This is a genomic window from Paenibacillus sp. 22594 (assembly GCF_052044425.1).
Taxonomy (GTDB): domain Bacteria; phylum Bacillota; class Bacilli; order Paenibacillales; family Paenibacillaceae; genus Paenibacillus_AQ.
In genome coordinates, this window is record NZ_JBQENA010000011.1 from 1 (window position 1) to 22,172 (window position 22,172).

General features: G+C 49.8%; 22 protein-coding genes. 17 read left to right on the top strand and 5 right to left on the bottom strand.

The features are described 5' to 3' along the window. A partial coding sequence (locus ACTJKB_RS26050; RefSeq protein ID WP_440837251.1) for a transposase occupies positions 1-204 on the top strand: 204 nt, incomplete at its 5' end. A gap of 116 nt (positions 205-320) precedes the next feature. Here the strand turns inward: ACTJKB_RS26050 and dhaK are convergent. Both dhaK and ACTJKB_RS26060 read right to left on the bottom strand, forming a co-directional pair. Beyond that, complete coding sequence (gene dhaK / locus ACTJKB_RS26055) at positions 321-2,081, bottom strand: dihydroxyacetone kinase subunit DhaK (RefSeq protein ID WP_440837252.1); 1,761 nt, start codon at positions 2,079-2,081, stop codon at positions 321-323. Positions 2,082-2,087: 6 nt separating this feature from the next. After that, positions 2,088-3,221 (bottom strand): glycerol dehydrogenase, encoded by a 1,134-nt coding sequence (locus ACTJKB_RS26060; protein WP_440837253.1) that lies wholly within the window; start codon positions 3,219-3,221, stop codon positions 2,088-2,090. 334 nt (positions 3,222-3,555) lie between these two features. Between ACTJKB_RS26060 and ACTJKB_RS26065 the strand changes: the two genes are divergently transcribed. Then, positions 3,556-4,602: a PocR ligand-binding domain-containing protein gene (locus ACTJKB_RS26065; protein ID WP_440837404.1), complete on the top strand. Its 1,047-nt coding sequence runs from the start codon at positions 3,556-3,558 to the stop codon at positions 4,600-4,602. On the opposite strand, the gene ACTJKB_RS26070 is transcribed toward ACTJKB_RS26065, so the two are convergent. Next, positions 4,589-5,116: a hypothetical protein gene (locus tag ACTJKB_RS26070; protein ID WP_440837254.1), complete on the bottom strand. Its 528-nt coding sequence runs from the start codon at positions 5,114-5,116 to the stop codon at positions 4,589-4,591. The genes ACTJKB_RS26065 and ACTJKB_RS26070 overlap by 14 nt on opposite strands. Before the next feature lie 141 nt (positions 5,117-5,257). Between ACTJKB_RS26070 and ACTJKB_RS26075 the strand changes: the two genes are divergently transcribed. The 14 genes from ACTJKB_RS26075 to ACTJKB_RS26140 all read left to right on the top strand — a co-directional run bounded on the left by ACTJKB_RS26075 (position 5,258) and on the right by ACTJKB_RS26140 (position 18,731). Then, positions 5,258-6,217 (top strand): LacI family DNA-binding transcriptional regulator, encoded by a 960-nt coding sequence (locus tag ACTJKB_RS26075; protein WP_440837255.1) that lies wholly within the window; start codon positions 5,258-5,260, stop codon positions 6,215-6,217. 352 nt (positions 6,218-6,569) lie between these two features. Next, positions 6,570-6,788, top strand: a complete 219-nt coding sequence (locus tag ACTJKB_RS26080) for a hypothetical protein (RefSeq protein WP_440837256.1) — start codon at positions 6,570-6,572, stop codon at positions 6,786-6,788. A gap of 113 nt (positions 6,789-6,901) precedes the next feature. Next, positions 6,902-7,324, top strand: a complete 423-nt coding sequence (locus ACTJKB_RS26085; RefSeq protein WP_440837257.1) for a MarR family winged helix-turn-helix transcriptional regulator — start codon at positions 6,902-6,904, stop codon at positions 7,322-7,324. 82 nt (positions 7,325-7,406) lie between these two features. After that, positions 7,407-7,988: an NAD(P)H-dependent oxidoreductase gene (locus ACTJKB_RS26090; protein WP_440837258.1), complete on the top strand. Its 582-nt coding sequence runs from the start codon at positions 7,407-7,409 to the stop codon at positions 7,986-7,988. Between the two features lie 235 nt (positions 7,989-8,223). Then, entirely contained in the window at positions 8,224-8,865 is a 642-nt protein-coding gene (locus ACTJKB_RS26095; protein WP_440837259.1) for a universal stress protein, read from the top strand. 33 nt (positions 8,866-8,898) lie between these two features. Then, complete coding sequence (locus ACTJKB_RS26100; protein ID WP_440837260.1) at positions 8,899-11,757, top strand: Na+/H+ antiporter subunit A; 2,859 nt, start codon at positions 8,899-8,901, stop codon at positions 11,755-11,757. 1 nt (position 11,758) lies between these two features. Further along, positions 11,759-12,094: a Na(+)/H(+) antiporter subunit C gene (locus ACTJKB_RS26105; protein ID WP_440837405.1), complete on the top strand. Its 336-nt coding sequence runs from the start codon at positions 11,759-11,761 to the stop codon at positions 12,092-12,094. Beyond that, positions 12,091-13,566 (top strand): Na+/H+ antiporter subunit D, encoded by a 1,476-nt coding sequence (locus tag ACTJKB_RS26110; RefSeq protein WP_440837261.1) that lies wholly within the window; start codon positions 12,091-12,093, stop codon positions 13,564-13,566. Before ACTJKB_RS26105 ends, ACTJKB_RS26110 begins: the two co-directional genes overlap by 4 nt. 6 nt (positions 13,567-13,572) lie before the next feature. Next, positions 13,573-14,052, top strand: a complete 480-nt coding sequence (locus ACTJKB_RS26115) for a Na+/H+ antiporter subunit E (protein ID WP_440837262.1) — start codon at positions 13,573-13,575, stop codon at positions 14,050-14,052. Then, on the top strand, positions 14,049-14,342 hold the full coding sequence (locus ACTJKB_RS26120) for a Na(+)/H(+) antiporter subunit F1 (protein WP_440837263.1): 294 nt from the start codon (positions 14,049-14,051) through the stop codon (positions 14,340-14,342). Before ACTJKB_RS26115 ends, ACTJKB_RS26120 begins: the two co-directional genes overlap by 4 nt. Beyond that, on the top strand, positions 14,326-14,703 hold the full coding sequence (mnhG, locus tag ACTJKB_RS26125; RefSeq protein WP_440837264.1) for a monovalent cation/H(+) antiporter subunit G: 378 nt from the start codon (positions 14,326-14,328) through the stop codon (positions 14,701-14,703). The genes ACTJKB_RS26120 and mnhG overlap by 17 nt, the downstream gene beginning before the upstream one ends. 76 nt (positions 14,704-14,779) lie before the next feature. Next, positions 14,780-16,015 (top strand): cation:proton antiporter, encoded by a 1,236-nt coding sequence (locus ACTJKB_RS26130; RefSeq protein WP_440837265.1) that lies wholly within the window; start codon positions 14,780-14,782, stop codon positions 16,013-16,015. A 111-nt stretch (positions 16,016-16,126) separates the two neighbouring features. Beyond that, positions 16,127-16,834, top strand: coding sequence for a glycosyltransferase family 2 protein (locus ACTJKB_RS26135; RefSeq protein WP_440837266.1), 708 nt, complete (start codon positions 16,127-16,129; stop codon positions 16,832-16,834). Positions 16,835-16,862: 28 nt separating this feature from the next. Then, on the top strand, positions 16,863-18,731 hold the full coding sequence (locus ACTJKB_RS26140; RefSeq protein WP_440837267.1) for an LTA synthase family protein: 1,869 nt from the start codon (positions 16,863-16,865) through the stop codon (positions 18,729-18,731). Positions 18,732-18,796: 65 nt separating this feature from the next. Here the strand turns inward: ACTJKB_RS26140 and ACTJKB_RS26145 are convergent, their stop codons facing one another. Together ACTJKB_RS26145 and ACTJKB_RS26150 are read right to left on the bottom strand one after the other, a co-directional pair. Then, positions 18,797-19,270, bottom strand: a complete 474-nt coding sequence (locus ACTJKB_RS26145) for a MarR family winged helix-turn-helix transcriptional regulator (protein WP_440837268.1) — start codon at positions 19,268-19,270, stop codon at positions 18,797-18,799. 120 nt (positions 19,271-19,390) lie between these two features. Continuing rightward, entirely contained in the window at positions 19,391-20,161 is a 771-nt protein-coding gene (locus ACTJKB_RS26150) for a DeoR/GlpR family DNA-binding transcription regulator (protein ID WP_440837269.1), read from the bottom strand. Between the two features lie 220 nt (positions 20,162-20,381). Here ACTJKB_RS26150 and ACTJKB_RS26155 point away from each other — a divergent pair, with 220 nt between their 5' ends. Continuing rightward, positions 20,382-22,148 (top strand): L-fucose isomerase, encoded by a 1,767-nt coding sequence (locus ACTJKB_RS26155; protein WP_440837270.1) that lies wholly within the window; start codon positions 20,382-20,384, stop codon positions 22,146-22,148. Positions 22,149-22,172 lie beyond the last annotated feature (24 nt).

Below are 22,172 nucleotides of genomic sequence, written 5' to 3' on the forward strand. Positions count from 1 at the left end.
GAGGAAGGTTATGCCCTGGCCGTACGCCGAATGACGGAACCGGAAAGCGTATTTGGACAACTGAAGAATAACCGGGGCTTCCGGCGCTTTCTGCTTCGCGGCATGGAAAAAGTGACGCTTGAGGTCGGTTGGTTTTCGCTTGCCCATAATATGCTTAAGCAAGCCACGGTGGACCAAAAACGCAAGGCCGCGATTCTCCAATAACAGGACAATCGCGGCCTTGCTGTCTTTGTACTGCCTCTTGAATACATAGGGGCTGTTTCTTATTTTTGAAAATCTACTTATGAGACAGCCCCTGTTTTTGCAATGTTAGCTGCGGGTTATTTCATGCTTTCTGCAAGCGCCGTGAAGATTACACCGAGTGCGTAGGCTCCGGCATCTGGGTAGCCGATGCTGCGTTCACCGACGGTGCCGGCTCTACCCATCCGGGCAACGATGGCCTCAGTGCTTTTGGCGCCCTGAACGGCCGCTTCGGCGGCCTTGGCGAAAGCGTCATGCAGCGTGTCGCTCTGCCCCGCACTGCTCAGCCACGATTCAGCGCAGGGAACCAGAGCATCAATCAGGGTTTTGTCGCCGACTACGGCTCCCCGGCCGAAGGAGCGCTCGCCGGTATCCTGAATGCCCTTGACAGAGGCGGCAAGCAGTTCAGCCACTTCATGAATGGATAGGGAGGTCTTGCTGTCAGCAGATTTCCCTGCCGCACGGAACGCAGAGCCCCAGATTGGTCCGGAAGCGCCTCCGCAGTGCTCCATAATAATCAAGGAACAGGCCTTAATGAAGCTGCCGATATCCTTGGAGTGATTCTCCAGGAGATCAGGCCATTCCTTTTTCAGCTGCTTGAACCCCTTGGCTACACTCATACCGAAATCGCCGTCTCCTGCATGGGCATCCAACTCACAGAACGGTACTTCGTTCTCAATGATAATTTCGCTCATCTGGTCGATGAGATAAATGATGTTATACAGCGACAGGCTTTCGTTCTGGATGACTGCGTGGGCAGGATCCGTTTCATTGGTATAGCTTACTTCTCTGGCCTCTGTCAGCTGTTCCAGCGGATCGGTATACAGAACAGGTTCTGAGGGTCCTGTAATTCTCAAGGCAGGCGTATCGCAAGGGGCGGCCAGCCATTGGTTCAGCTCATCGTCAAGATGCATCAGGGTCACTGAGGCACCGGCCATATCGATGCTGGTCATATAGCTGCCAACGAGCGTCCGCCGAACCGTAATGCCGCGTTCGGACAGCTCCCGCATAACAGCATTGTTCAGAACATACAATTCCTGCAGCGGCGTGGCTCCGAAGCCATTGATAAGAACAGCGACTTCCTGACCGGTCTTACCCTCAAGCTGCAGATTTGCCAGTAGAGAAGAAATCATACGTCCGGCAAGCTCATCGGCACTGACCACCTTTTCCTTACGGATACCCGGCTCACCGTGGATGCCGACACCATACTCCATTTCATCTTCCGCCAGCTGGAAGGTAGGTGTTCCCTTGGCTGGAACGGTGCAGGAGGTAAATGCAAAGCCAAGGCTGCGAACCTTGTCCGCTGCATGCTGGGCTGCCCGCTTCACTTCCTCCAGGGACAGGCCGGCCTCCGCTGCGGCACCAGCGACTTTGTGCACAAAAATGGTTCCCGCAACACCTCTTCTGCCGACGGTATACAGGCTGTCTTCCACCGCGATGTCATCTTCCACCTTCACATAGTCGACCTGAATGCCGTCTTCACTGGCCAGCTGCGCCGCATTCTGGAAGTTCATCATATCGCCGCTGTAATTTTTGATAATCAGGAGGGTACCCTTGCTGCCTGCGGTGCTGCGGATAGCTTGATACACCTGAATTTGGGACGGGGAGGCGAATACATCCCCGCAGACTGCAGCGTCCAGCATCCCTTGACCCACAAAGCCCGCATGGGCAGGTTCATGTCCGCTGCCGCCCCCGCTGATCAGGGTAACCTTCTGTTTGTTGAGCGCTTTTTTGGCAATGACCTTGTGTTTGCTGTCAAACACAAGCTCCGGATGGGCCATCACAAGCCCATTGCCCATTTCGCGGACTAAGGTTTCCGGCTGATTGATTATCTTTTTCATGCGCGTCTATACCCTGCCTTTCTTAAAGGTCTGACCCAGCTGGTCGGCAACTGTAATCGCCGCAGCTACCGCTTCCGGTGTGACCGGGAATGGCATGGAATGGATTGATTCTTCCGGGATGCAGGCTTTGCGGGCAACGTCCAGCAGTTCTTCTTTTGTAATGGATTGAACGCCAATGTCTGCAAGGCATACAGGAAGACCTACCGAAACGCAGAAAGCGAGTACTTCCTGGATTTCACGGCTGTCTGCATTCTCCAGCACCAGCTGGGCCAGGGTACTGAAAGCTACTTTCTCGCCATGGTAATAATGATGGCTGCCTTCCAGCACAGTCAGACCATTGTGGATGGCGTGCGCTGCTGCAAGTCCACTGCTCTCAAAGCCGAGACCGGATAACAGGATGTTGGTCTCAATGATATTTTCCAGTGCAGGCGTAACCACATTCTGATCACAAGCTAGCTTGGCCTGAACGCCGTCCTCCAGCAGAGTTTCATAGCATACCCGGGCCAGTGCAAGAGCGGCTTTGGTTCCTTTGCCCTCTGTACTCACGCCTTCACGCACACCGCAGGGGAGCCCGGCATTTACGTTGGAGAAGGATCGCGAAGTAGCTCTCGCTTCAAAATAAGTGGATAAAGCATCTCCCATCCCGGATACAAGGAACCTCGTAGGGGCTTCGGCGATGATGGTTGTATCGATCATAACTACGGATGGGCTTTGTTTGAAATAAGCATAGTCGTCAAATGCGCCTTCCGGTGTATATAGGACAGCTGAGTGGCTGGTTGGTGCGTCAGTCGCGGCAATGGTAGGAACGATGATTAAGGCATCTCCTTCGGCTACGCATTTTGCCGTATCAATCGCTTTGCCTCCGCCGAGGCCAATCGTACAGGCACAAGCATGTTCACGGGCCAGCGCCTGCAGCCTGGCAACTTCCTGGCGGGAGCACTCTCCGTGGAAATTGCCCGTAATCAAAGTAATTCCGAACTTACTGCTGGTGGCATCCAGCTTGGCTTTGACCCGCTGCACATCGTCCGGGTGGGCAATCAGCAGGGCCGAGTCTCCGAAGGTTTTCACAAAATACCCCAGGTTAAGCAGCTCGTCTTCCCCCTGGATATACTTGGTAGGGCTGATGAACACTTTTCTCATGACTTGTTCCTCCTAAAGTTTTGTGAGCGTCGCTTCCTTGACCGGATTTCATACAAAACTGGCCTCGGAAGCCTATGCTAATTTTGTGAGCAACGCTCCTTGAATAGGCTTCGTACAAAGCTGGCTTATGAAGCGTACGCTTTCGTATATCTACATTATAGACAGGGGCCGTGACAGATGCATGGAAGGAAACTAGCGAGTTTAAGCGTTTTCAGATCGTAAATTCTTGTTATTTTCCATGAAAATATAATTATCTTGTCCTAAGGTAGCGGGATTCGATATAATTCAAGAATAGAACAGGTGTTATTCTGCCAGAGATGGGGACCGGATGATGATGCAGTCGAAATATGATTTAAAGTCGATTATTGATCTAGAGAAATGGAATGCGCTTCAGGATTCCCTGTCCCTTGTCACACAAATGGCTATAATCACAGTGGATTATAAAGGGGTTCCGGTCTCCCGGCACAGCCGCTGCCAATCCTTCTGTCAGGCGGTGCGACAGGATGCGGAGCTATCCTCTTACTGCCAGAAATGTGATGCGCGCGGGGGACTGGAGGCTGTCCGGCTGAACGAGCCTTATGTGTATTTATGCCACTTCAATATTCTTGATATTGCGATTCCCATAACGGTTGACAATCAGTATGTTGGAGCTGTGATGGCAGGGCAGGTCAGATTGGCCGAGAGCGATGATTCGCAGCTTGAGCAAATTGTATCCCGTCCGGATACGCCGGGGAGCACTGGCACATTCGCAGCCTTAAGAGAGGAATATGCTCAGCTGCCCGTGATGCCATATTCACAAGTGGAGTCTATTGCCGGGATGCTGTCCCATCTGTGCAATTATATTGTTGAAGAAGCGAGCCGGAAGAATGAAATTATGGATTTGTACCAGGAGACCCAAGCTGCACCATCAGCTCATATTATGTTCAATAAGGCACTGGCAGATTCGAGGTATATAGCTGTTCAAGCGGGGGATAAGGAGCAGAGCGGTGCCGGTGTACTTACCGGAAGCGGAGTTCCATCATTAACGACTCTAGCCGTTCCCATGGCAAGCTGTTCCAATCCAGTCCTGCAACCGGCCTTTGATTATATCTATAGCCACAAGCACGAGAATTTCACGCTGGAGAAGATGGCGCAGCTCTGCCATATCAGTCCCAGTTATTTTAGCCGGTTATTCGTCAGGGAGAGCGGAGAGAACTTCTCAGTCTACATCTCCCGGCTCAAAATGAATTGGGCCAAGCAGCTTCTGGAAACGACGGAGCTGTCGATCAATCAGATCAGTGATCAGCTCAGCTTTTGCGATGCCGGATATTTTATCAAAATCTTCAAAAAACACGAGCAGCTGACACCGGCAGCCTACCGTTCATTCATCAAGGGGAACTAAAAGGTTCTGTATCCTGTGCATCCGCTTCCGGAACTGGGCCGAGGACAAGCGCTGCCAAGCGGCAAGCCTGTTCAAGCATGCTGCCAGCGTCAAAGGGGGCAGGCCCGACGGGAAGAATAAGTTCCTCAAGATCTGTTACCAACTGCGGGTATTTGCCGCTTGAACAGGGTGTGTGCACAGCCTCCAGCCACTCCCGCAGATGTCCCTCCTCCGCCATTCTCTGTATATCCCAATCCGGATTGTTCCGCATAGATTTCAGAATTATTGTATATTCAGCCATCATCTGCAGCACACCGCAAGACTCCTCGCAGTAACCTGAAATGAGCAAAAGACGCAGTGCAAGTGCCGATTTATGAAACCGGGTTGCAAAGTACAAGGTTACATGATCAGACAGGTTCTGCGGAAAAGCCTGTTCAGTCAGATATACATTGAGCAGCTCCAGCCATTCATCATAGCTCTTCAGTAATGTCCGATGATTATGGTTCATTTCGATAACGACTTCCTGGTCGTACATCCTCGATGCACCTCACTTTCAGTTCCTGTATACAGCATCAATGTAGTGTATGAAACGCTTACCATGTCAACTTCTTATTTGCTTTTGCCAAAAATCCGGGATTATACTTGCCCATAGGTAAAGTCGACGAAGGAGGATATGATGGCGAATATAAAAGATATTGCAAGAATTGCCGGCGTGTCGGTTACTACGGTGTCCCGGGTGATCAACGGGCATCCTTACGTGAGTACGGTGAAGCGGGAAGCTGTACAGAGAGCGATGGAGGTGGCCAATTATGAGCGCAATATCAACGCTGTCCATTTAAGCAGAGGAAAAACGAATTTGATTGGGGTAGTCGTCCCATCCATCAGACGTCCTTATTTCGGGATGGAGGTTGAAGGAATTGCGGAGGAGGCGATCAAGGATAATTATAAACTGGTGCTCATCCAGACCAACTATGAAATCGGGCGTGAAATGGATGCGCTCATGATGCTGAAGCTCAAACAGATTGATGCGCTTATTATTTGTTCGAAAACCTGCAGCTGGGACATTGTCGAGGAATATACGCAGTACGGTCCAATTATTGTGCTGGAGGATGCCCGCGGCCGTAAAGTGTCTTCCATCTTCATCGACCACTACAAAAACTTTTCCAGTGCGTTGACCTACCTGAAAAGCAAAGGCCATCATAAAATCGGCTATTGTCTGGCCAGAAAATCCAGCCCTAACAGCAAACAGAGAGCAGCGGCTTACCTGGATTTCTATAAGAATATGAACGAGGCGCATAATCCGGACCACATCTTTCATGACTGTATAGATATGGAGGACGGGGAATGGATTATGCAGCGGATCAGGGAAATGGAGGACCCGCCGACTGCGCTTCTGGTTACGGGTGATCAGGTGGCCGCAGGGATTCTGACCTATTGCCGGGAGCATGATATCCGCGTGCCGGACCAGCTTGCCATTGTAGGATTTGATAACCAGCCTATCGCCAAAATCATGAATATCACCACTTATGAAATTCCAATTGTTCAGATTGGCAGAAGGGCTTTTCTGCACGTGATTGACGGAAGCCACTCCCATGAAGAAATCCCGATTCATTTAATCGAGCGTGCTACCGTGTAGTATCAAGCGTTTGTGAGTTTGTAAAAAAGTCCAATTGCAGGCTACCCCTTCCTTTCCCATACTTATAACTATAAATGAGCAAATTCGCTTCCAGTAAACTGTAAAAAGTAAAAGAATAGAGACAAAGTGCTTTCCTTGTGTTAAAAAGTAGTCACCACAACTCACTTTTAAACGAAGGAGAAATCACTATGTCCCGCCGTAGCACCTTCGCCTATTCCTCACCGTTGGCTGCCGGATATAACCTGCCGTGAGCTCACGATTGAGGAAATCCATACCTATGTAAGAAAATTTGCCTAATCCGCTGCGATTGCCAAAAAAGCCGGGTTCGACGGAATAGAGATTCATGCGGTGCATGAAGGCTACCTGCTTTGTGCTGAGAAATAAAGCAGGCGAGGAAAGAGTAGTCGCCGCAGATTCAGCGATTCTGGCCGTAGGTTATGCCCCACAGAAGAAGTTGTATGACGAGCTGAGTCAAGAGCTTCCGGAAACGTATCTGCTGGGAGATGCCAAGCAGGTGCAGAATATTATGTATGCGGTCTGGGATGCTTATGAAGTGGTCAAAAATATTTAATCGCGGAATTTAATGTGAAAGTAAGCTGAAGGACGCCCCCGCTGAGGAAGACGGGAAGTTGTTCAGCTTATTTTTTACTTGAAAACATATAGATATCTATGTATAATAGGGCCATGCCTAACTATAACGCACTGTCACTTATCGGCAAGATCCGCTCCGAGGCCCATAAGCTGATCGTCTCAGAGCTTGAGAAGCGCGGCATCAAAGATATCGTTCCTTCCCACGGAGATGTTCTGGTGCATCTGTATCAGCAGGACAGCCTCTCTATTAAGGAGCTTGCGCTTAAGGTTCATCTCACACAGCCCACAGTAACAGTTCTGGTCAACAAGCTGGAGCGGCTGGAATATGTCTGCAGAGTCAAGAGCGGGGAGGATAGCAGAATTACTTTTGTTAAGCTTACAGATAAAGGCATTGCCCTGCAGCAAGCGTTCCAGGAAATATCCGATACGCTGAATGAGGCCCTGTATGGAGGTCTGAATCCTGCACAGCAGGACGATCTCGAATTTCTTTTGGAGCATATCTATAGACGATTCTAAATTTTTTTGCATAAATATATAGATGTCTATGCAAAATAATGATAAACCTGTTCAACCCAACCATAAAACGGAGGTAATCAAAATGAAACATTTAGTTGTCTATGCCCATCCTAGTACTGAGAGCTTTAACCATGCAATTCTGGAAACCACTGTCCAGGCATTGAAGAAAAAGGGACATGAAGTTGTTGTGCGCGATTTGTACGCCCTTGACTTTCAGCCTGTACTGAAGCCTGAGGACACAGCTGCTATGCGCAGTGGGAACACTCCTGTTGACATTCTTACCGAACAGAAGTTTATTACTGAGGCAGATGTCGTGACCTTTATTTACCCGATCTGGTGGACCGGGCTGCCTGCCATTCTCAAAGGTTACGTGGACCGGGTATTTTCCTACGGATTCGCATATGCCTATGGGGCAACTGGTATAGATAAGCTACTGACAGGCAAGAAAGGGTTCATTATCAATACACACGGCACGCCAAAAGAAATCTATGACTCAATCGGAATGACTGCGGGACTCAAAATCACATCCGATACCGGGATTTTCGACTTTACAGGCATCGAAATAGTGGAGCACCTGCTGTTTGGCAGCATTCCTTCGGTCGGACAGGCTGCTCTGGATGAAATTCTGGTTCAGGTGGAGGAAACGGTAACTACTCTGTTCTAATCTCTGAGTAACTCTATAATAGATCATAATTATCCGGGGAAAGGGTATATTACAGGCGTGGAAAGACAGCAATTTCTGATCTCAAAGCTGGTAGCTGACCCGCCTGTTCCTTTACAATCATCCCGGTAACCTATATAATCAATTTAATTGTATAAGGATGTACCCGGAGGAGCCTGCCAACAGCGGGCTCTTTTTGCGTTTTTTTTATGGAAATTTAAGGCAGGAGGAAGAACGTATGGTCCTTAGACAGAGCAGCGAAAGCATTATGGTATGTGTCCATTATGGCCCGCACGGACAGCGGCTGATTCAAAGAGGAAGCCAGTTATCTAAGTTGCTCAGCGCTCCTTTATGTGTGCTCACCGTAGATTCGTCTAAGGATAATGAGTACAACCAGGAGAAGGAGCAATATCTCTCCGGGTGGGAGACACTCACCAAGGAAGCCGGGGGAGAATTTCTGGTCCGGAAATGCCAGGGGAGGAAACCCGCCGAAGTGATTATGGAAACCGCGCGGGAGCGGGGAGTCACGCAGATTATTATCGGTAAGTCTGGTCAGACTTTATGGCAGGAGATTACCCGGGGCAATTTTATCAATGATTTGGTTGAACTACTTGGCCCTATTGATCTCCATATCGTCGCTGTACAGCGCTATCCGGATCTCTTGGAGCAGTCCCATGAACAAGGCTTTACCGCTTATTTGGTGAAGCAGGGTGAAACGTATGTGCTTGCGGATGAGCCTGAAGGGGAAAAAACAGTTAAAGGGATGTTTTTCCGTGAACTGGATACCGATTTTAATAGCGGCCTGTTCAAAAGGATCGAGGACGGTGAAGCGCAGTATTTGCGGATTGTGCAGGGTGTCTGGGTAAAGCCGGGCAAATAGATTACTTAAGTGAAGAGGGGGGAGTGCTAAGCTGTGCTGCATGCTGTGATCTTGATTCCATTTCTGCTGGCTGTTCTGATCCCGCTCGTTAAACGTATTCCGCGTCTTCATACAGGGTGGGCGGTACTGCCAGTTCCAGCAGCTCTTTTTGTGTACTTCCTGATGAAGGTACCCGGCGTTCGAGCTGGAGACAATACGGTTGACACGGTATCCTGGATACCTTCGCTGGGAATGGATATTACCCTGGTGCTGGATGGATTGAGTCTGGTATTCACCCTGCTAATCACAGGGATGGGTGCTCTCGTAGTTCTATATTCCATCTATTATCTCGATAAGCGGATGGAATCGATCCGTAACTTTTATATGTATCTGCTTATGTTCATGGGAGCAATGCTGGGCGTAGTATTGTCTGACAACCTGATGGTGCTCTACGGGTTCTGGGAGCTGACCAGTATTACTTCTTTTCTGCTGATTGCTTTCTGGCACCGCCGGGAAAGATCCCGCTATGGAGCGCTAAAGTCGATGCTGATCACCGTGTTCGGCGGACTGGCGATGTTTGCCGGGTTCAACCTGCTCTATGTGATGAGCGGAACCTACAGCATCCGGGAGATTATCGGAGTTGCCAGCCAGCTGTCAGTAGAGCCGATGTTCCTTCCAGCCATGCTGCTGATACTTTTGGGGGCCTTTACCAAATCGGCGCAATTTCCGTTTCACATCTGGCTTCCTGATGCGATGGAGGCGCCGACTCCGGTCAGTGCATATCTCCATTCAGCAACGATGGTCAAAGCAGGCCTGTATCTGGTAGCGCGGCTTACTCCTGTATTTGCCGGACAGCCGGAATGGTTCTGGCTGGTCTCACTGGTCGGACTGGTTACTCTCTTATTTGGCTCGTTCAAAGCCATCAAACAAACGGATCTGAAGGCGATGCTTGCCTTTTCTACAGTCAGCCAGCTGGGATTAATTATGTGCCTGCTGGGACTGGGTTCTGCCGCAGCCTTTTTCTCAGGTACAGAGGAGTCAGTATTCTATGCGATGGCTACTGCGGCAGCTGTCTTTCATCTGATCAACCATGCCGTGTTCAAGGGAACTCTGTTTATGGTGGTTGGGATTGTAGACCATGAGACGAATACAAGGGATCTGCGAAAGCTGGGAGGCTTAATGTCCCTCATGCCGGTCACCTTTTCCGTTGCGCTCATTGGAGCCTTTTCCATGGCCGGGCTTCCGCCATTCAGCGGCTTCCTGAGCAAGGAAATGTTCTTCACCGCCGTGATGGATATTCGTGAGCTGGATATTTGGAGTACACAGTCCTGGCTTGTCCTTTTTCCTGTCATTGCCTGGACAGCGAGCGTATTTACCTTTGTGTACAGCATGATTCTGGTCTTCAAAACGTTCACCGGCAAGCTGCAGCCCGAGAAGTTGGATAAAGTGCCGCATGAAGCTCCGCCGGGGCTGTTGTTCTCCCCGGTACTGCTTGTTTCCCTGGCTGTCTTCTTTGCCTTCTTCCCGGACCTGCTGAGCTCATCCTTAATTGAACCGGCAGTAGCTTCGATTCAATTCGGGCTGTTGCCGCCGGAAGAGAGTCTACATGTCCCGATTCATTTCTGGCATGGCTGGACACCGGAAATCTTCATGACTCTGGGTGTGATCGCTGCCGGTATGCTGTTATATAGAGGCTATGGAAGATTGCGGATACTGGATCGTGAGTGGAGCGGAAGGGATTCGCTTAACCGCATGTATGATCTTGGACTTCGCACCTTAGAAAGCGGGTCAGCCCGCCTCACCAATCTGTATATGACCGGGAGCAACCGGAATTATCTGCTGTATATCTTCGGGTTTTTCATTATTGCCCTCGGGAGTACATTGCTAGGAGCACAGGGGATCACCCTGGGAATGAAGGATTACGCTCCAATCTCCATATACGAAGTGGCAGTAGTTGCGGTCATGCTGGTTGCCGCCATCACTGTCCCTTTTGCCAAGTCGAGAGTCAATGCCATCCTGTTCACAGGTGCGGTCGGCTACATGGTGACCTTGTTATTTGTGATCTTCCGAGCTCCAGATCTTGCCTTGACACAAATGATTGTAGAGACGGTGTCGGTGATCCTGTTCCTGCTGTGTTTCAAATATTTGCCGAAGCTGAAGCAGGAGAAGGAGAAAGCTTCCTTCAAATGGCTGAATCTTATTATCGCTGCGGGTGTCGGACTGACGATGACACTGGTCGCACTGGCGGCGATGGGCAGCAGCCCATTTGCTCCGATCTCGGAATTTTTCCTGAACGAAAGCTATACCCAGGCCGGCGGCAAAAATGTTGTGAATGTTATCCTGGTAGACTTCAGAGGTTTTGATACCCTGTTCGAAATTATGGTTCTTGGCGTTGCGTCCCTTGGAATTTATGGACTGGTCAATCTGAGAATGGAGCCAGGGACTCTGATACCATCGAGGAACAGCAAACCGGCAGCCTATTTGTTTCCTCTCCGCAGCAATGATGTGATTCTGCGGACCATGTCCAAGGGAATAGTGTTAATCATTCTTACCTTCTCGCTATATTTATTCTTTGCCGGACATAATCATCCGGGCGGCGGCTTCATTGGTGCTCTGATGACATCCGCAGGCTTGATTCTAATGGCGATTTCATTGGGAATTGAACCCGTCCGCAAATTCTTTCCGGTCAATTACCGCATCCTAATAGCGGTGGGGCTGCTGATTGCTATACTAACAGCGGCTGGTTCCTTTGCATTTGGTGCGCCATTTCTGAGCCATTCCTTTGGCCATTTTGATCTGCCGCTGCTAGGGGATACAGAGCTTGCGACAGCCGTTCTGTTCGATCTTGGAGTCTATCTGGCGGTCGTCGGTGTAACGATGAACATTATTTTTACGATAAGGGGGGATGAGTGAAATGGAATGGATGATGGCTGTAGCGGTCGGTATTCTATTTACGGTCGGCGTGTATCTGATCTTATCCAAAACCCTGCTGCGGATTGTACTCGGTACTTCTCTGCTTACCCATGGCGTCCATCTGCTTCTTCTGACTATGGCCGGACTAAAAAAAGGAGCTGCACCCGTACTGGGCAATGAGGCGGACGCCTATGCAGATCCATTACCTCAGGCGCTGATTCTGACATCCATCGTGATCAGCTTCGGTGTAACAGCGTTCTTCTTTGTGCTTGCCTACCGTGCTTATCAGGCACACGGGACAGATGACATGGATTCCGTCCCGGAGGAGGAACAATGAATAATCTCTTGGTTCTGCCGATTCTCATCCCCTTGTGTACCGCCGTTATCCTGATATTTCTGAAAGAGAAGGTGCTGCTGCAGAGGTTCATAAGCATATTCAGCGGCATTCTGAATCTTGTCCTGTCCTGTATACTGGTTTCCAGTATCCACGAGAAGGGCATACAGACTTTACACATGGGCGGTTGGGCTCCGCCATATGGTATTGTCCTGGTAGGAGATATGTTTGCAGCGCTGCTTGTGCTGACGGCTTCAGCCGTGAGTCTGGGGATTTTGCTCTATTCTTTCACCAGTATTGGTACGGAGCGGGAAAGGTTCTATTACTATTCATTCTTCCACTTTCTGCTCGTAGGCGTATACGGTTCTTTTCTGACAGGTGACATTTTCAATTTGTTCGTCTTTTTTGAAGTCATGCTGATCTCGTCTTACGCACTGATCTCCCTGGGCGGAACGAAACATCAGCTTCGGGAAACCGCAAAATATCTGTTGATCAACATTGTATCTTCAACGCTCTTTGTAGCGGCAGTCGCCTATCTGTATGCGGCGGTGGGTACACTGAATATGGCTCAATTGTCCCAACGCATAGCTGAGACCGGTCAAAGCGGTGTTCTGAATGTAATCGCTGTGCTGTTCCTGACCGTCTTCGCTCTGAAGGCCGGGCTGTTCCTTTTTTTCTGGCTCCCCGGCTCTTACAGTGCGCCGCCTTCAGCAGTCCGTGCCCTGTTCGGAGCACTCTTGACCAAAGTGGGGCTGTACGCGATTATTCGGACATTTACGCTTATTTTTACGGGTGATCCTGATTTCACGAACGGCTGGATCACCTGGATGGCGGCGGCTACCATGATTCTTGGCGCAATGGGTGCTGTCGCCTATAATGATATCCCCCGCATCCTGAATTACAACGTTATTATCAGTGTTGGTTTTGTGGCCTTCGGTTTATCTGCGGGAACACCGGATGCTATCAATGGGACGGTCTTCTATCTGCTGCATGATATGCTGGGCAAGGGCCTCATGTTCATTCTGGGAGGGTTGATCATTACCGCTGCGGGCACGGATCGGTTATCCAGCATGGGGGGGCTGATCAAACGTTATCCTTTGCTGGGCTGGAGTTTTTTCGCACTGGCACTAACGCTTGCTGGTATCCCGCCTTTCAGCGGCTTTCCCGGCAAAGTGCTGATCATCCGGGGAGGACTGGATTCGGGTATGCTTACGTTATCTCTTATCGGGTTAGGCTCCAGCCTGTTTGTGCTGTACTCACTGATCAAAGTGTTCAGGCTGGCCTTCTGGGGTAATACACCGGACAGGGAACTCCCCAAAGTAAATCTAAAAGGCGGAACGGCGGTAGCAGCCGGCCTCCTCGTTCTGGTCATCGTTATGGGCCTTGGAGCGGAGTGGGTGAATACTTATGTATCTCAGGCAGGGGAAGTGCTTGGTTCCCCCCGGCTTTATATTGAAGCTGTATTGAAGGAGTAGATGAAGATGGCTGTTCAAATCTTATTAAACCTGATGACTGCGTTTCTATGGATGATGCTGATCGGCGACGGGTCAGGCTCAAGCTTTGTCATTGGCTATCTGCTGGGGTGCGGAATTCTAATGGTACTGCACAAATTCTTGTCCGAACCGCTCTATTTGAAACGCGTGTGGTCCATTGTGAAGCTGCTGGCGCTGTTCCTGCGGGAACTGGTGTTATCCAGCTTCGCGGTCATCCGGCAAATTCTCCAGCCCAGACTGACAATCCGCCCGGGAATCTTCGCTTATGAAACTGCACTGAGCTCTGACTTTGAGGTTACGCTGCTGTCCTGCCTCATTTGTCTGACACCAGGGACGCTTACACTAGAAGTCTCGGGCAGCGGCCAGACCCTCTACATTCATGCCATGGATATTGAAGATGCCGGCCAGCTCTCCCGCCAGATCCAGGGAACTTTTGAAAAAGCGATTATGGAGGTGACCCGGCTATGATTTCTGTCCTGCTTCAACTTGCGCTGATTATTCTGGCATTAGCCATGCTGGCCTGCCTGTACCGGCTGGTTCAGGGACCGACCCGGTCAGACCGGATTGCTGCCCTGGACACCATCGGTATTAATCTGCTGGCGCTGATTGCGGTGCTGAGCATACAGCAGAAGACTGAGGATTATATTGAAATTGTCCTTGTGATTGGGATTCTGACCTTTATAGGAACAACGGCATTAGCAAGATATATTGAAAGAGAAGCGGTTATTGATCAGGGGGGGGATGAGCTTGATCGGTGAGCTGCTGATTGCGGTTCTGGTGCTGTTGGGTGCATTGTTTTGCGGGCTTGGCGCGTTTGGGCTGGTCCGGCTTCCGGATGTCTACTTACGGTCCCATGCCGCGACCAAAAGTGCTACGCTGGGCGTATTGTGTGTGCTGACAGGAGCCTTTCTATTTTTTTTCTTCTATATAAATATAGTCAGTATTAAGCTGCTGCTGGCGATTGTGTTTGTCTTCATCACCTCCCCGGTTGCCGGTCATCTGAATGGCCGGGCGGCTTACCGCTCCGGTGTGCCTTTATGGAAGGGAAGCGTGCAGGATGACCTGAAGCCGGTATTGGAGAAGAACGGGACGAATCAGTCCGGTTCTAAGGATAAATAAGTGTATGCTATAGAAGTACTGAAGTATAATCTAAGAAACTTGGTATGGGTTCGAAAATTGTAAAATGGGGTGCCGTATGAATCACTTCGATGAAACATTTATCCAGGTCCTGATCCTGCTTGCCATATCCATCGGCGTTATTGCGGTTGCAAAAAAGGTCAATCAACCATACTCTATTGCACTGGTCATGGTGGGACTTTTTCTGGGGTTGGTTCGAGTCCCTGTACTGGAAGATGCAGAGGTTTTTATTACACAATCTCACGTGTTTCAGGCGATTATTATCTCACTATTCCTTCCTATTCTTCTGGGAGACGCAACCCTCAAGCTGCCTTTTTCCCATCTGATGGAACAGCGTAAACCGGTGCTGGCTTTGGCTTTTGGCGGAACCTTGTTGTCCTTTCTCATTATTGGCTTGTCGGTATATTGGGGCTTGGGACTTCCTCTGATCGTGTCCTTTACCTTTGCGGCGTTGATGAGCGCAACGGATCCCATCAGCGTTATTTCGATTTTCAAATCACTGGGCGTCCCCAAGAATATTGTGACCATCATCGAAGGGGAATCGCTGTTTAACGACGGTATTGCGGTTGTGCTGTTCCAGATTTCATCCGTATACCTGCTGTCTTACATGGAGATGGGCTGGGCAGGAATCGGTAGCGGAATATTGCTCTTTCTGAAGTTTGCATTGGGGGGCATTCTGGTCGGTGCCATTATGGGTTATGTATTTTCCCAGCTGATCCGTCTGTATGATGATTTCCCGCTGGAGATTGGCTTTTCCATGCTGCTGTTTTTTGGGAGCTATTTCATTTCAGAGCATTTTGAGGTCTCGGGTGTTATTGCTGTAGCGGTAAGCGGGTTGATCTTTGGCAATTATGGAGCACGGGTCGGCATGTCCGAGACTACGAAGACGAACATTAATTCCTTTTGGGATGTGATCACTCTTGTAGCGAATTCCCTGATCTTCCTGATGATTGGCCTGGAAATTAAGAATATTAACTTCTCCGATAAGTGGTGGCTTATTCTTGCTGCGATTGTGATCGTACTGCTGGGCAGAACCATAGCGCTCTACACAAGCCTTGCTGCTCTGAGAAACTTCCCGGGTTCCTGGAAAAGTGTACTAAATTGGGGCGGGTTGAAGGGAAGCTTATCCATTGCACTTGCCCTGAGTCTGCCTATGTCCTTTGAAGGAAGGCAGGATATATTGGTGCTGACGTTCAGTGTTGTCCTGTTCTCATTGCTGGTCCAAGGACTGTCGATCAAGCCGCTGGTGAAAAAACTTGGATTAACCCAGGACGTCCATTCCACACAAAAATAGGTTGATAACCTAAGTACTTTGTGATTTAATGCAGTAGTGGTATTGATACAGTCGGCGGAGAAGTGCATGTGGTAAGAAAAATGAGAGATTCAAGTACCGGGGTGGTTCGGTTTGATCAGACTATCTGTAGTCGCAGCATTATATAATAAAGAGAACAGTATCCGTCAGCTTTATGACAGCATCAAGAATGCGCTGGAGAGCCAGGCGGAGAGCTACGAAATCGTGTTTGTCAACGACGGCAGCAGAGACCGCAGTGTTGGGATTCTGGATGAGATCGCCCGGTCCGATACAGCGGTGAAGGTGATTCATTTCGAGAAAAACTGCGGCCAGACAGCGGCGATCTGGGCGGGAATGAAAGCGTCCGGCGGAGAGCTTATCGCCCTGCTCGATGCGGATATGCAGACTGATCCCCGTGACATTTTCCGGCTGATGCCGTTCATTGAGCGGGTGGATTTCGTGAATGGCAAGCGGATGGACCGGAAGGGCCCGCTGCTCCGAAGGACGCTGCTCAGACTCGTCAACGGGATGCGGAATTTCCTCACCGGCGATAGCCTGTATGATGCACAGTGCCCCATGAAGCTAATGAGACGCGAAGTGGCGGAGAGCTTCCATTTATACAGCGGGATGCACCGGTATTTGCCCACACTGGCGAAGATGAACGGCTTTTCCGTGATTGAGGTGGCGGTGAGCCATCAGGGGGGAAGGGACGGAGGTTATCGTTACGGTGCTTTTAACCGGATCTTTGTAGGCTTTATGGACGCGGTTGTTATCGGCAGGCTGCAGAAGAGGGTTATCCATTACCGGATCAAAGGCGATTAATTTTTTGTGAAAGGAAATGAATTGTTTCATGAAGAAATCATTGAATAACATTTTAAATCGGCCGATTCTCTTATTCAGCTTCGTGCTTCTGCTCAAAAGTGCCGTGGCCTGGTTTGTCGTGTTCAGCGACGGTCCGAACTGGAGTATGGTCTTTACCGAGATTCCTTTTTTCATTATTGTGTTCAGTCTGATTGAATGGCTGTCTTCCAAACGGAAGATCTTGTATTACATGATAGCCAATTTGTTCATTACGGTTATTTATTTTTCCGTCCTGATGTATTACAAGTATTATGGCGTGATTGCCACCTACCATGCGCTGCAGCAAGCGGATAAGGTTACCAAGGTCGGTGAGAGCACGTATTCCCTGATCACACCGTATTATCTGTTTATTTTTGTGGACATTGTCTTCTTCCTGCTCTTTATGTTCCGTCCCAAATATATTGCTAAGTGGAAGGAAAGAGGCACGTACCGGATCAGCCGTCCTGTTCTGATTGGTGTATCTACTGTTTCGCTCGCGTTGTGCCTTTTCAATATCTGGCCCAACCACGCAAGCATGAACGAGATCAAAAAAGCTGAAAGCATGGGGATCCTGAATTACGAGGTGTATACGCTGTTTGCAGACAGCACAGAGAAGGAAGAGCTTATTGACAGCAAGGAGATTACCCAGCAGGCGGTGGATACGATTAAGGGTGCTGAAACGCCACAGTCACCGAAGTACGCTGGAGCCGATAAGGGTAAAAATCTGATTGTTGTGCAGATGGAATCGTTCCAGAACTTCCTGATTGGACTGACCATTGACGGTCAGGAGATTACGCCGAACATCAATAAGCTGGCGCACAGCAATACGTACTTCAACAATTTCTACTCCAATGCGGGCCAGGGTACGACTTCGGATGCCGAGTTTGTGGTGAACTCCTCATTTTATGTACCGAAGAACGAACCCGCAACATCATCGCCCTATATGAAAAAATCCGTACCCAGCCTGCCGAAGCTGCTGAGTGCGAACGGTTATTTTACCACTACTTTCCATACGAACAGTGTTGAATTCTGGAACCGCAAGGACTTGTACAAAGCGATAGGCTTTGATAAATATTATGACCAGTCATTCTTTGGGGATGATGATCATATCGCTTTCGGTTCTTCGGATGAGGTGCTTTTCGCCAAAACGGTACCCGAGCTGGCCGTACTTGATGCCAAGGATCAGCCGTTCTATGCGATGGTCATTTCCATGAGTGCGCATCATCCTTTCCGGCTTCCTGAGGAAAAGTTCAAGATGAAGCTGCCGGAACGTTATCAAGGGACGCTGCTGGGCGACTATATTCAGGCTCAGAATTATGCGGATTATGCGATGGGGCAATTTCTGGAGGAACTAAAAACGAGCGGACTGTGGGATGACAGCCTGATTGTATTCTACGGGGATCACCAGGGTGTGCCGATGTATACGCTAGGCAATGATGAGAAAGATCTGTTGCAAGAAATGATCGGACATGAGTATGGTTATACGGATATGTTCAATATTCCGTTCATCGTTCACTCACCAAGCGGCTCACTGCCTTCGGTCATTGACCGGACTGGCGGACAGATTGATATCCTGCCGACAGTGTCCAATCTGCTGGGAGTGCCGCTGCAGAATCAGCTGCATTTCGGTGAGGATCTGCTCAACTCAACGTCCAACCTGATCCCGTTCCGGCATTTCCTGCCTACAGGTTCTTTCGTGAATAACACAAGCATCTATCTGACGGGGAATGATTACGAGGATGGGAGCAACTACAGTCTAAATGATAATTCGGTGACCAAAGACGGCTCCACAGAAGCGCAGTTCGAAGCTGCGGAGCGGCTGCTGAACATGTCGAACAGCTATCTGATGCAGCTTCCGGACCGGCCGGATCAGCAGTAACCCGGAACAGTAAGTATAGGGCTTGCCCTGCACTTACTGTTTTTTTGTGCTAAAAATATAGTTTATCAGTCCTCAAGCTGCCCATTGAGTTCTTCGAAATAGTGATAGACCCCGTTCAAAAGCTCGATAAGCGTTTCGCTCCGTTCCTTGCCGAGATAGTCAATCATCCCTTTGAATGTGTCGCGGATTCTCTCAACAGCGGCGTCGGCATAACGTTCGCCTTTGTCAGTCAATGCGATCCCGCTGACCCTTTTATCTTGGGCATCGCTGGTGCGGACCACATAACCCTGTGCAAGCAGACTGTTCACCATTTGGGTAATAGTGGGGGAGGTGACCTTATGCATTTTGCTGATATCGGAGATGGTAAGCACTGGCTTGCCGGATTTCTCGGTTCCTAATTTGATCGTGACCAGCACACGAATTTCACTGGGCTTCAGAAGGGTGGGGTTATTCTTCTGCCAGTTGATTTTGGAGAACTGCTGAAATACAGCCATCAGCTCATCGATGTTATCATATTTGTCTTTTCTGTCTTCGTTCATCTGCACACCTCAAGGATCATCTTTCCCTTAATTATAGGTCATCATGTGAAGCAAAGGAATGGAAAGGACAAGAAACTTATATGAAAAGCAACTTCGTTCCACTTTCGCTCTGTAGCCTGATTATTCTGCGGGACTGTGAAGAAGTGAGACCTGGTATTTGTTCAGAAACATGCTCCATTCCTCCGAGGGCTTCTCGTCTGTAACGATAAAATCTATCTCGTCAAAGCCGAACAATCGGATAAAAGCAATCCGGTCGAATTTGGAGTAGTCTGCGAGAAGTACGGCTTTGCTGGCCTGCTGGCGCATAAGAATCTTGAGTTCGCTTTCGGCTTCGTTGGAATCGCTTAGTCCGCCTGTCATCGAAAGTGCCTTGCAGCTGAACAATGCGACGTCCACATTATATCTTTGGATGGTGCGGGAGGCGCTGGGCCCGACAAAGGAGTTGGTTTCAGCTCCCAGCACGCCGCCTGTGGAAATCAGCTTGTGACCGGAATGCTGGAACTCGGACAGGACGACCAGTGAATTCGTGATGATCGTCAGATTTTTTTTGACTTCGGTAATTTTCTTCAGTGCTTCAAAAGCGGTTGAGCTGGTGTCGGTCATCAGGCTGTCACCATCATTGATAAGCTCCAGGACGTTCGCGGCAATGGCCCGCTTGGCCTCGAGGTTGACCGCATGTCTATGGGAATAGGAAGGGTCCTCGTTGGTGTGAACATTCAGGATGGCGCCGCCGTAGCTTTTCTTAGCGATGCCTTCCTTGTCCAGCTTCTCCAAATCCCTGCGGATCGTCTCTTCGGAGACATTGAAGTCCTGCGCCAAATCAGCGACATGGACTTTTTTGTTACGGTAGAGCTTATTGATAATGAGTTCACGGCGTTCAAATGCTCTCACTAAGGCGGACCTCCTGGCATGTTGATCTTTATTTCTATAATACTATAATCCGAGACGTAAATAAAAGAGCAATCCACATATAATTCCACACTTTCATTGTTAAAACCACGTAATTTCACTATAAAAATGTGGATTTGTGTTGACACATCTGGTTTATGATTTTATGATAGAGCATATGCAAACGCTTTATTGTCTTATCATTCGGAGGAGGTTATATGGCATGACAACTCATTATCCCAAAATCGGAATCCGCCCGACGATTGACGGGAGACGCCGCGGCGTGCGTGAATCACTGGAAGTCCAGACGATGGGCATGGCGGAGCGGGTCGCTGCCTTTTTGAAGGAAAACCTGCGTTACCCTGATGGCTCACCTGTGGAATGTGTAATTGCGGATTCCACGATTGGGGGTGTGAGGGAGGCTGCAGCCGCTCAGGCCAAATTCTCGGGTGCGAATGTAGGCGTATCCATTACAGTAACACCCTGCTGGTGTTATGGCTCGGAAACGATGGATATGGATGCGACGATTCCGAATGCGGTATGGGGATTTAATGGTACGGAGAGACCCGGTGCAGTCTATCTTGCCGCTGTGCTGTCAGCGTATGCTCAGAAAGGCATTCCGGCTTTTGGAATCTATGGGGAAGATGTGCAGGATTCTGGAAGCGAGGAGATCCCGGCTGATGTTCAGACCAAGCTGCTGCGGTTCGCCAAATCGGCGCTTGCCGTTGCTCTGATGAAGGGTACCTCCTACCTGTCGATGGGATCGGTATCGATGGGCATCGCCGGTTCAATTGTGAATGACCAGTTCTTTCAGGAGTACCTGGGTATGCGCAATGAATATATTGATATGTCCGAGTTCGTCCGCCGTTTCGAGGAAGGCATTTACGATCAGGAGGAATTTGCCCGCGCGCTGAAATGGACGAAGGAGAATTGCCGGATCGGCCCTGACAATAATCCTGAACATCTTCAGCTTAGTAGCGAAGAGAAGGAAGCCCAGTGGGAAACCTGCGTCAAGATGGCGCTTATCGGCCGCGACCTGATGGTCGGGAATCCGCTGCTCGCAGAGCTTGGATTTGAAGAAGAGGCTCAAGGCCACAACGCGCTTGCCGCAGGCTTCCAGGGGCAGCGCCAATGGACGGACCACTTCCCGAACGGCGATTTCATGGAGACGATCCTGAATTCCTCCTTCGACTGGAATGGCAAGCGCGCTCCTTATATTCTGGCTACGGAGAATGACAGCCTGAACGGCGTGACGATGCTGTTCAATTACCTGCTGACAAATACGGCGCAGATCTTCGCTGATGTCCGGACGTATTGGAGTCCGGCAGCCGTGAAGCGTGTCACCGGATACGAGCTTCAGGGCCAGGCATCTGGCGGCCTGCTCCATCTGATCAATTCCGGATCTGCTGCACTAGACGGTGCAGGTGAACAGACGAGAGATGGCAAGCCGGTGATCAAACCATTCTGGGAAATCACTGATGAGGAAGTGGAAGCTACTCTGAAGGCAACGGAGTTCCGGGCGGCTTCACAGGAATATTTCCGCGGGGGCGGCTTCTCTACCGATTATCTGACCAAGGGCGGAATGCCTGTAACGATGGCGCGGCTTAATCTGGTCAAAGGACTGGGACCTGTCCTGCAGCTGGTGGAAGGTTATACTGCGGAGCTGCCTGAAGAGGTGCACCGCACGCTGGATGAACGTACAGATCCTACCTGGCCAACAACCTGGTTCGCACCTATTCTTACCGGAGCCGGCTCCTTCAGCTCGGTGTATGACGTGATGAATAATTGGGGAGCCAATCACGGAGCGATCAGCTACGGTCATATTGGTGCAGATCTGATTACACTGGCATCCATGCTGCGCATTCCGGTCAGTATGCATAATGTGGAGGAGTCGCGGATTTTCCGGCCGCGTGTCTGGTCACTGTTCGGGACGGAGAGTCTTGAGGCTGCGGACTACCGGGCCTGCCGCAACTTTGGACCTCTATATTAACTTCTGGAAGCGGGCAGGTGAATG

What these genes read in the sequence shown, in the direction of transcription:
- dhaK (WP_440837252.1), bottom strand. Translation starts at nt 2,081, where the DNA reads ATGAAAAAGATAATCAATCAGCCGGAAACCTTAGTCCGCGAAATGGGC.
- ACTJKB_RS26060 (WP_440837253.1), bottom strand. Translation starts at nt 3,221, where the DNA reads ATGAGAAAAGTGTTCATCAGCCCTACCAAGTATATCCAGGGGGAAGAC.
- ACTJKB_RS26065 (WP_440837404.1), top strand. Translation starts at nt 3,556, where the DNA reads ATGCAGTCGAAATATGATTTAAAGTCGATTATTGATCTAGAGAAATGG.
- ACTJKB_RS26070 (WP_440837254.1), bottom strand. Translation starts at nt 5,116, where the DNA reads ATGTACGACCAGGAAGTCGTTATCGAAATGAACCATAATCATCGGACA.
- ACTJKB_RS26075 (WP_440837255.1), top strand. Translation starts at nt 5,258, where the DNA reads ATGGCGAATATAAAAGATATTGCAAGAATTGCCGGCGTGTCGGTTACT.
- ACTJKB_RS26080 (WP_440837256.1), top strand. Translation starts at nt 6,570, where the DNA reads ATGAAGGCTACCTGCTTTGTGCTGAGAAATAAAGCAGGCGAGGAAAGA.
- ACTJKB_RS26085 (WP_440837257.1), top strand. Translation starts at nt 6,902, where the DNA reads ATGCCTAACTATAACGCACTGTCACTTATCGGCAAGATCCGCTCCGAG.
- ACTJKB_RS26090 (WP_440837258.1), top strand. Translation starts at nt 7,407, where the DNA reads ATGAAACATTTAGTTGTCTATGCCCATCCTAGTACTGAGAGCTTTAAC.
- ACTJKB_RS26095 (WP_440837259.1), top strand. Translation starts at nt 8,224, where the DNA reads ATGGTCCTTAGACAGAGCAGCGAAAGCATTATGGTATGTGTCCATTAT.
- ACTJKB_RS26105 (WP_440837405.1), top strand. Translation starts at nt 11,759, where the DNA reads ATGGAATGGATGATGGCTGTAGCGGTCGGTATTCTATTTACGGTCGGC.
- ACTJKB_RS26110 (WP_440837261.1), top strand. Translation starts at nt 12,091, where the DNA reads ATGAATAATCTCTTGGTTCTGCCGATTCTCATCCCCTTGTGTACCGCC.
- ACTJKB_RS26115 (WP_440837262.1), top strand. Translation starts at nt 13,573, where the DNA reads ATGGCTGTTCAAATCTTATTAAACCTGATGACTGCGTTTCTATGGATG.
- ACTJKB_RS26120 (WP_440837263.1), top strand. Translation starts at nt 14,049, where the DNA reads ATGATTTCTGTCCTGCTTCAACTTGCGCTGATTATTCTGGCATTAGCC.
- mnhG (WP_440837264.1), top strand. Translation starts at nt 14,326, where the DNA reads ATGAGCTTGATCGGTGAGCTGCTGATTGCGGTTCTGGTGCTGTTGGGT.
- ACTJKB_RS26130 (WP_440837265.1), top strand. Translation starts at nt 14,780, where the DNA reads ATGAATCACTTCGATGAAACATTTATCCAGGTCCTGATCCTGCTTGCC.
- ACTJKB_RS26140 (WP_440837267.1), top strand. Translation starts at nt 16,863, where the DNA reads ATGAAGAAATCATTGAATAACATTTTAAATCGGCCGATTCTCTTATTC.
- ACTJKB_RS26145 (WP_440837268.1), bottom strand. Translation starts at nt 19,270, where the DNA reads ATGAACGAAGACAGAAAAGACAAATATGATAACATCGATGAGCTGATG.
- ACTJKB_RS26155 (WP_440837270.1), top strand. Translation starts at nt 20,382, where the DNA reads ATGACAACTCATTATCCCAAAATCGGAATCCGCCCGACGATTGACGGG.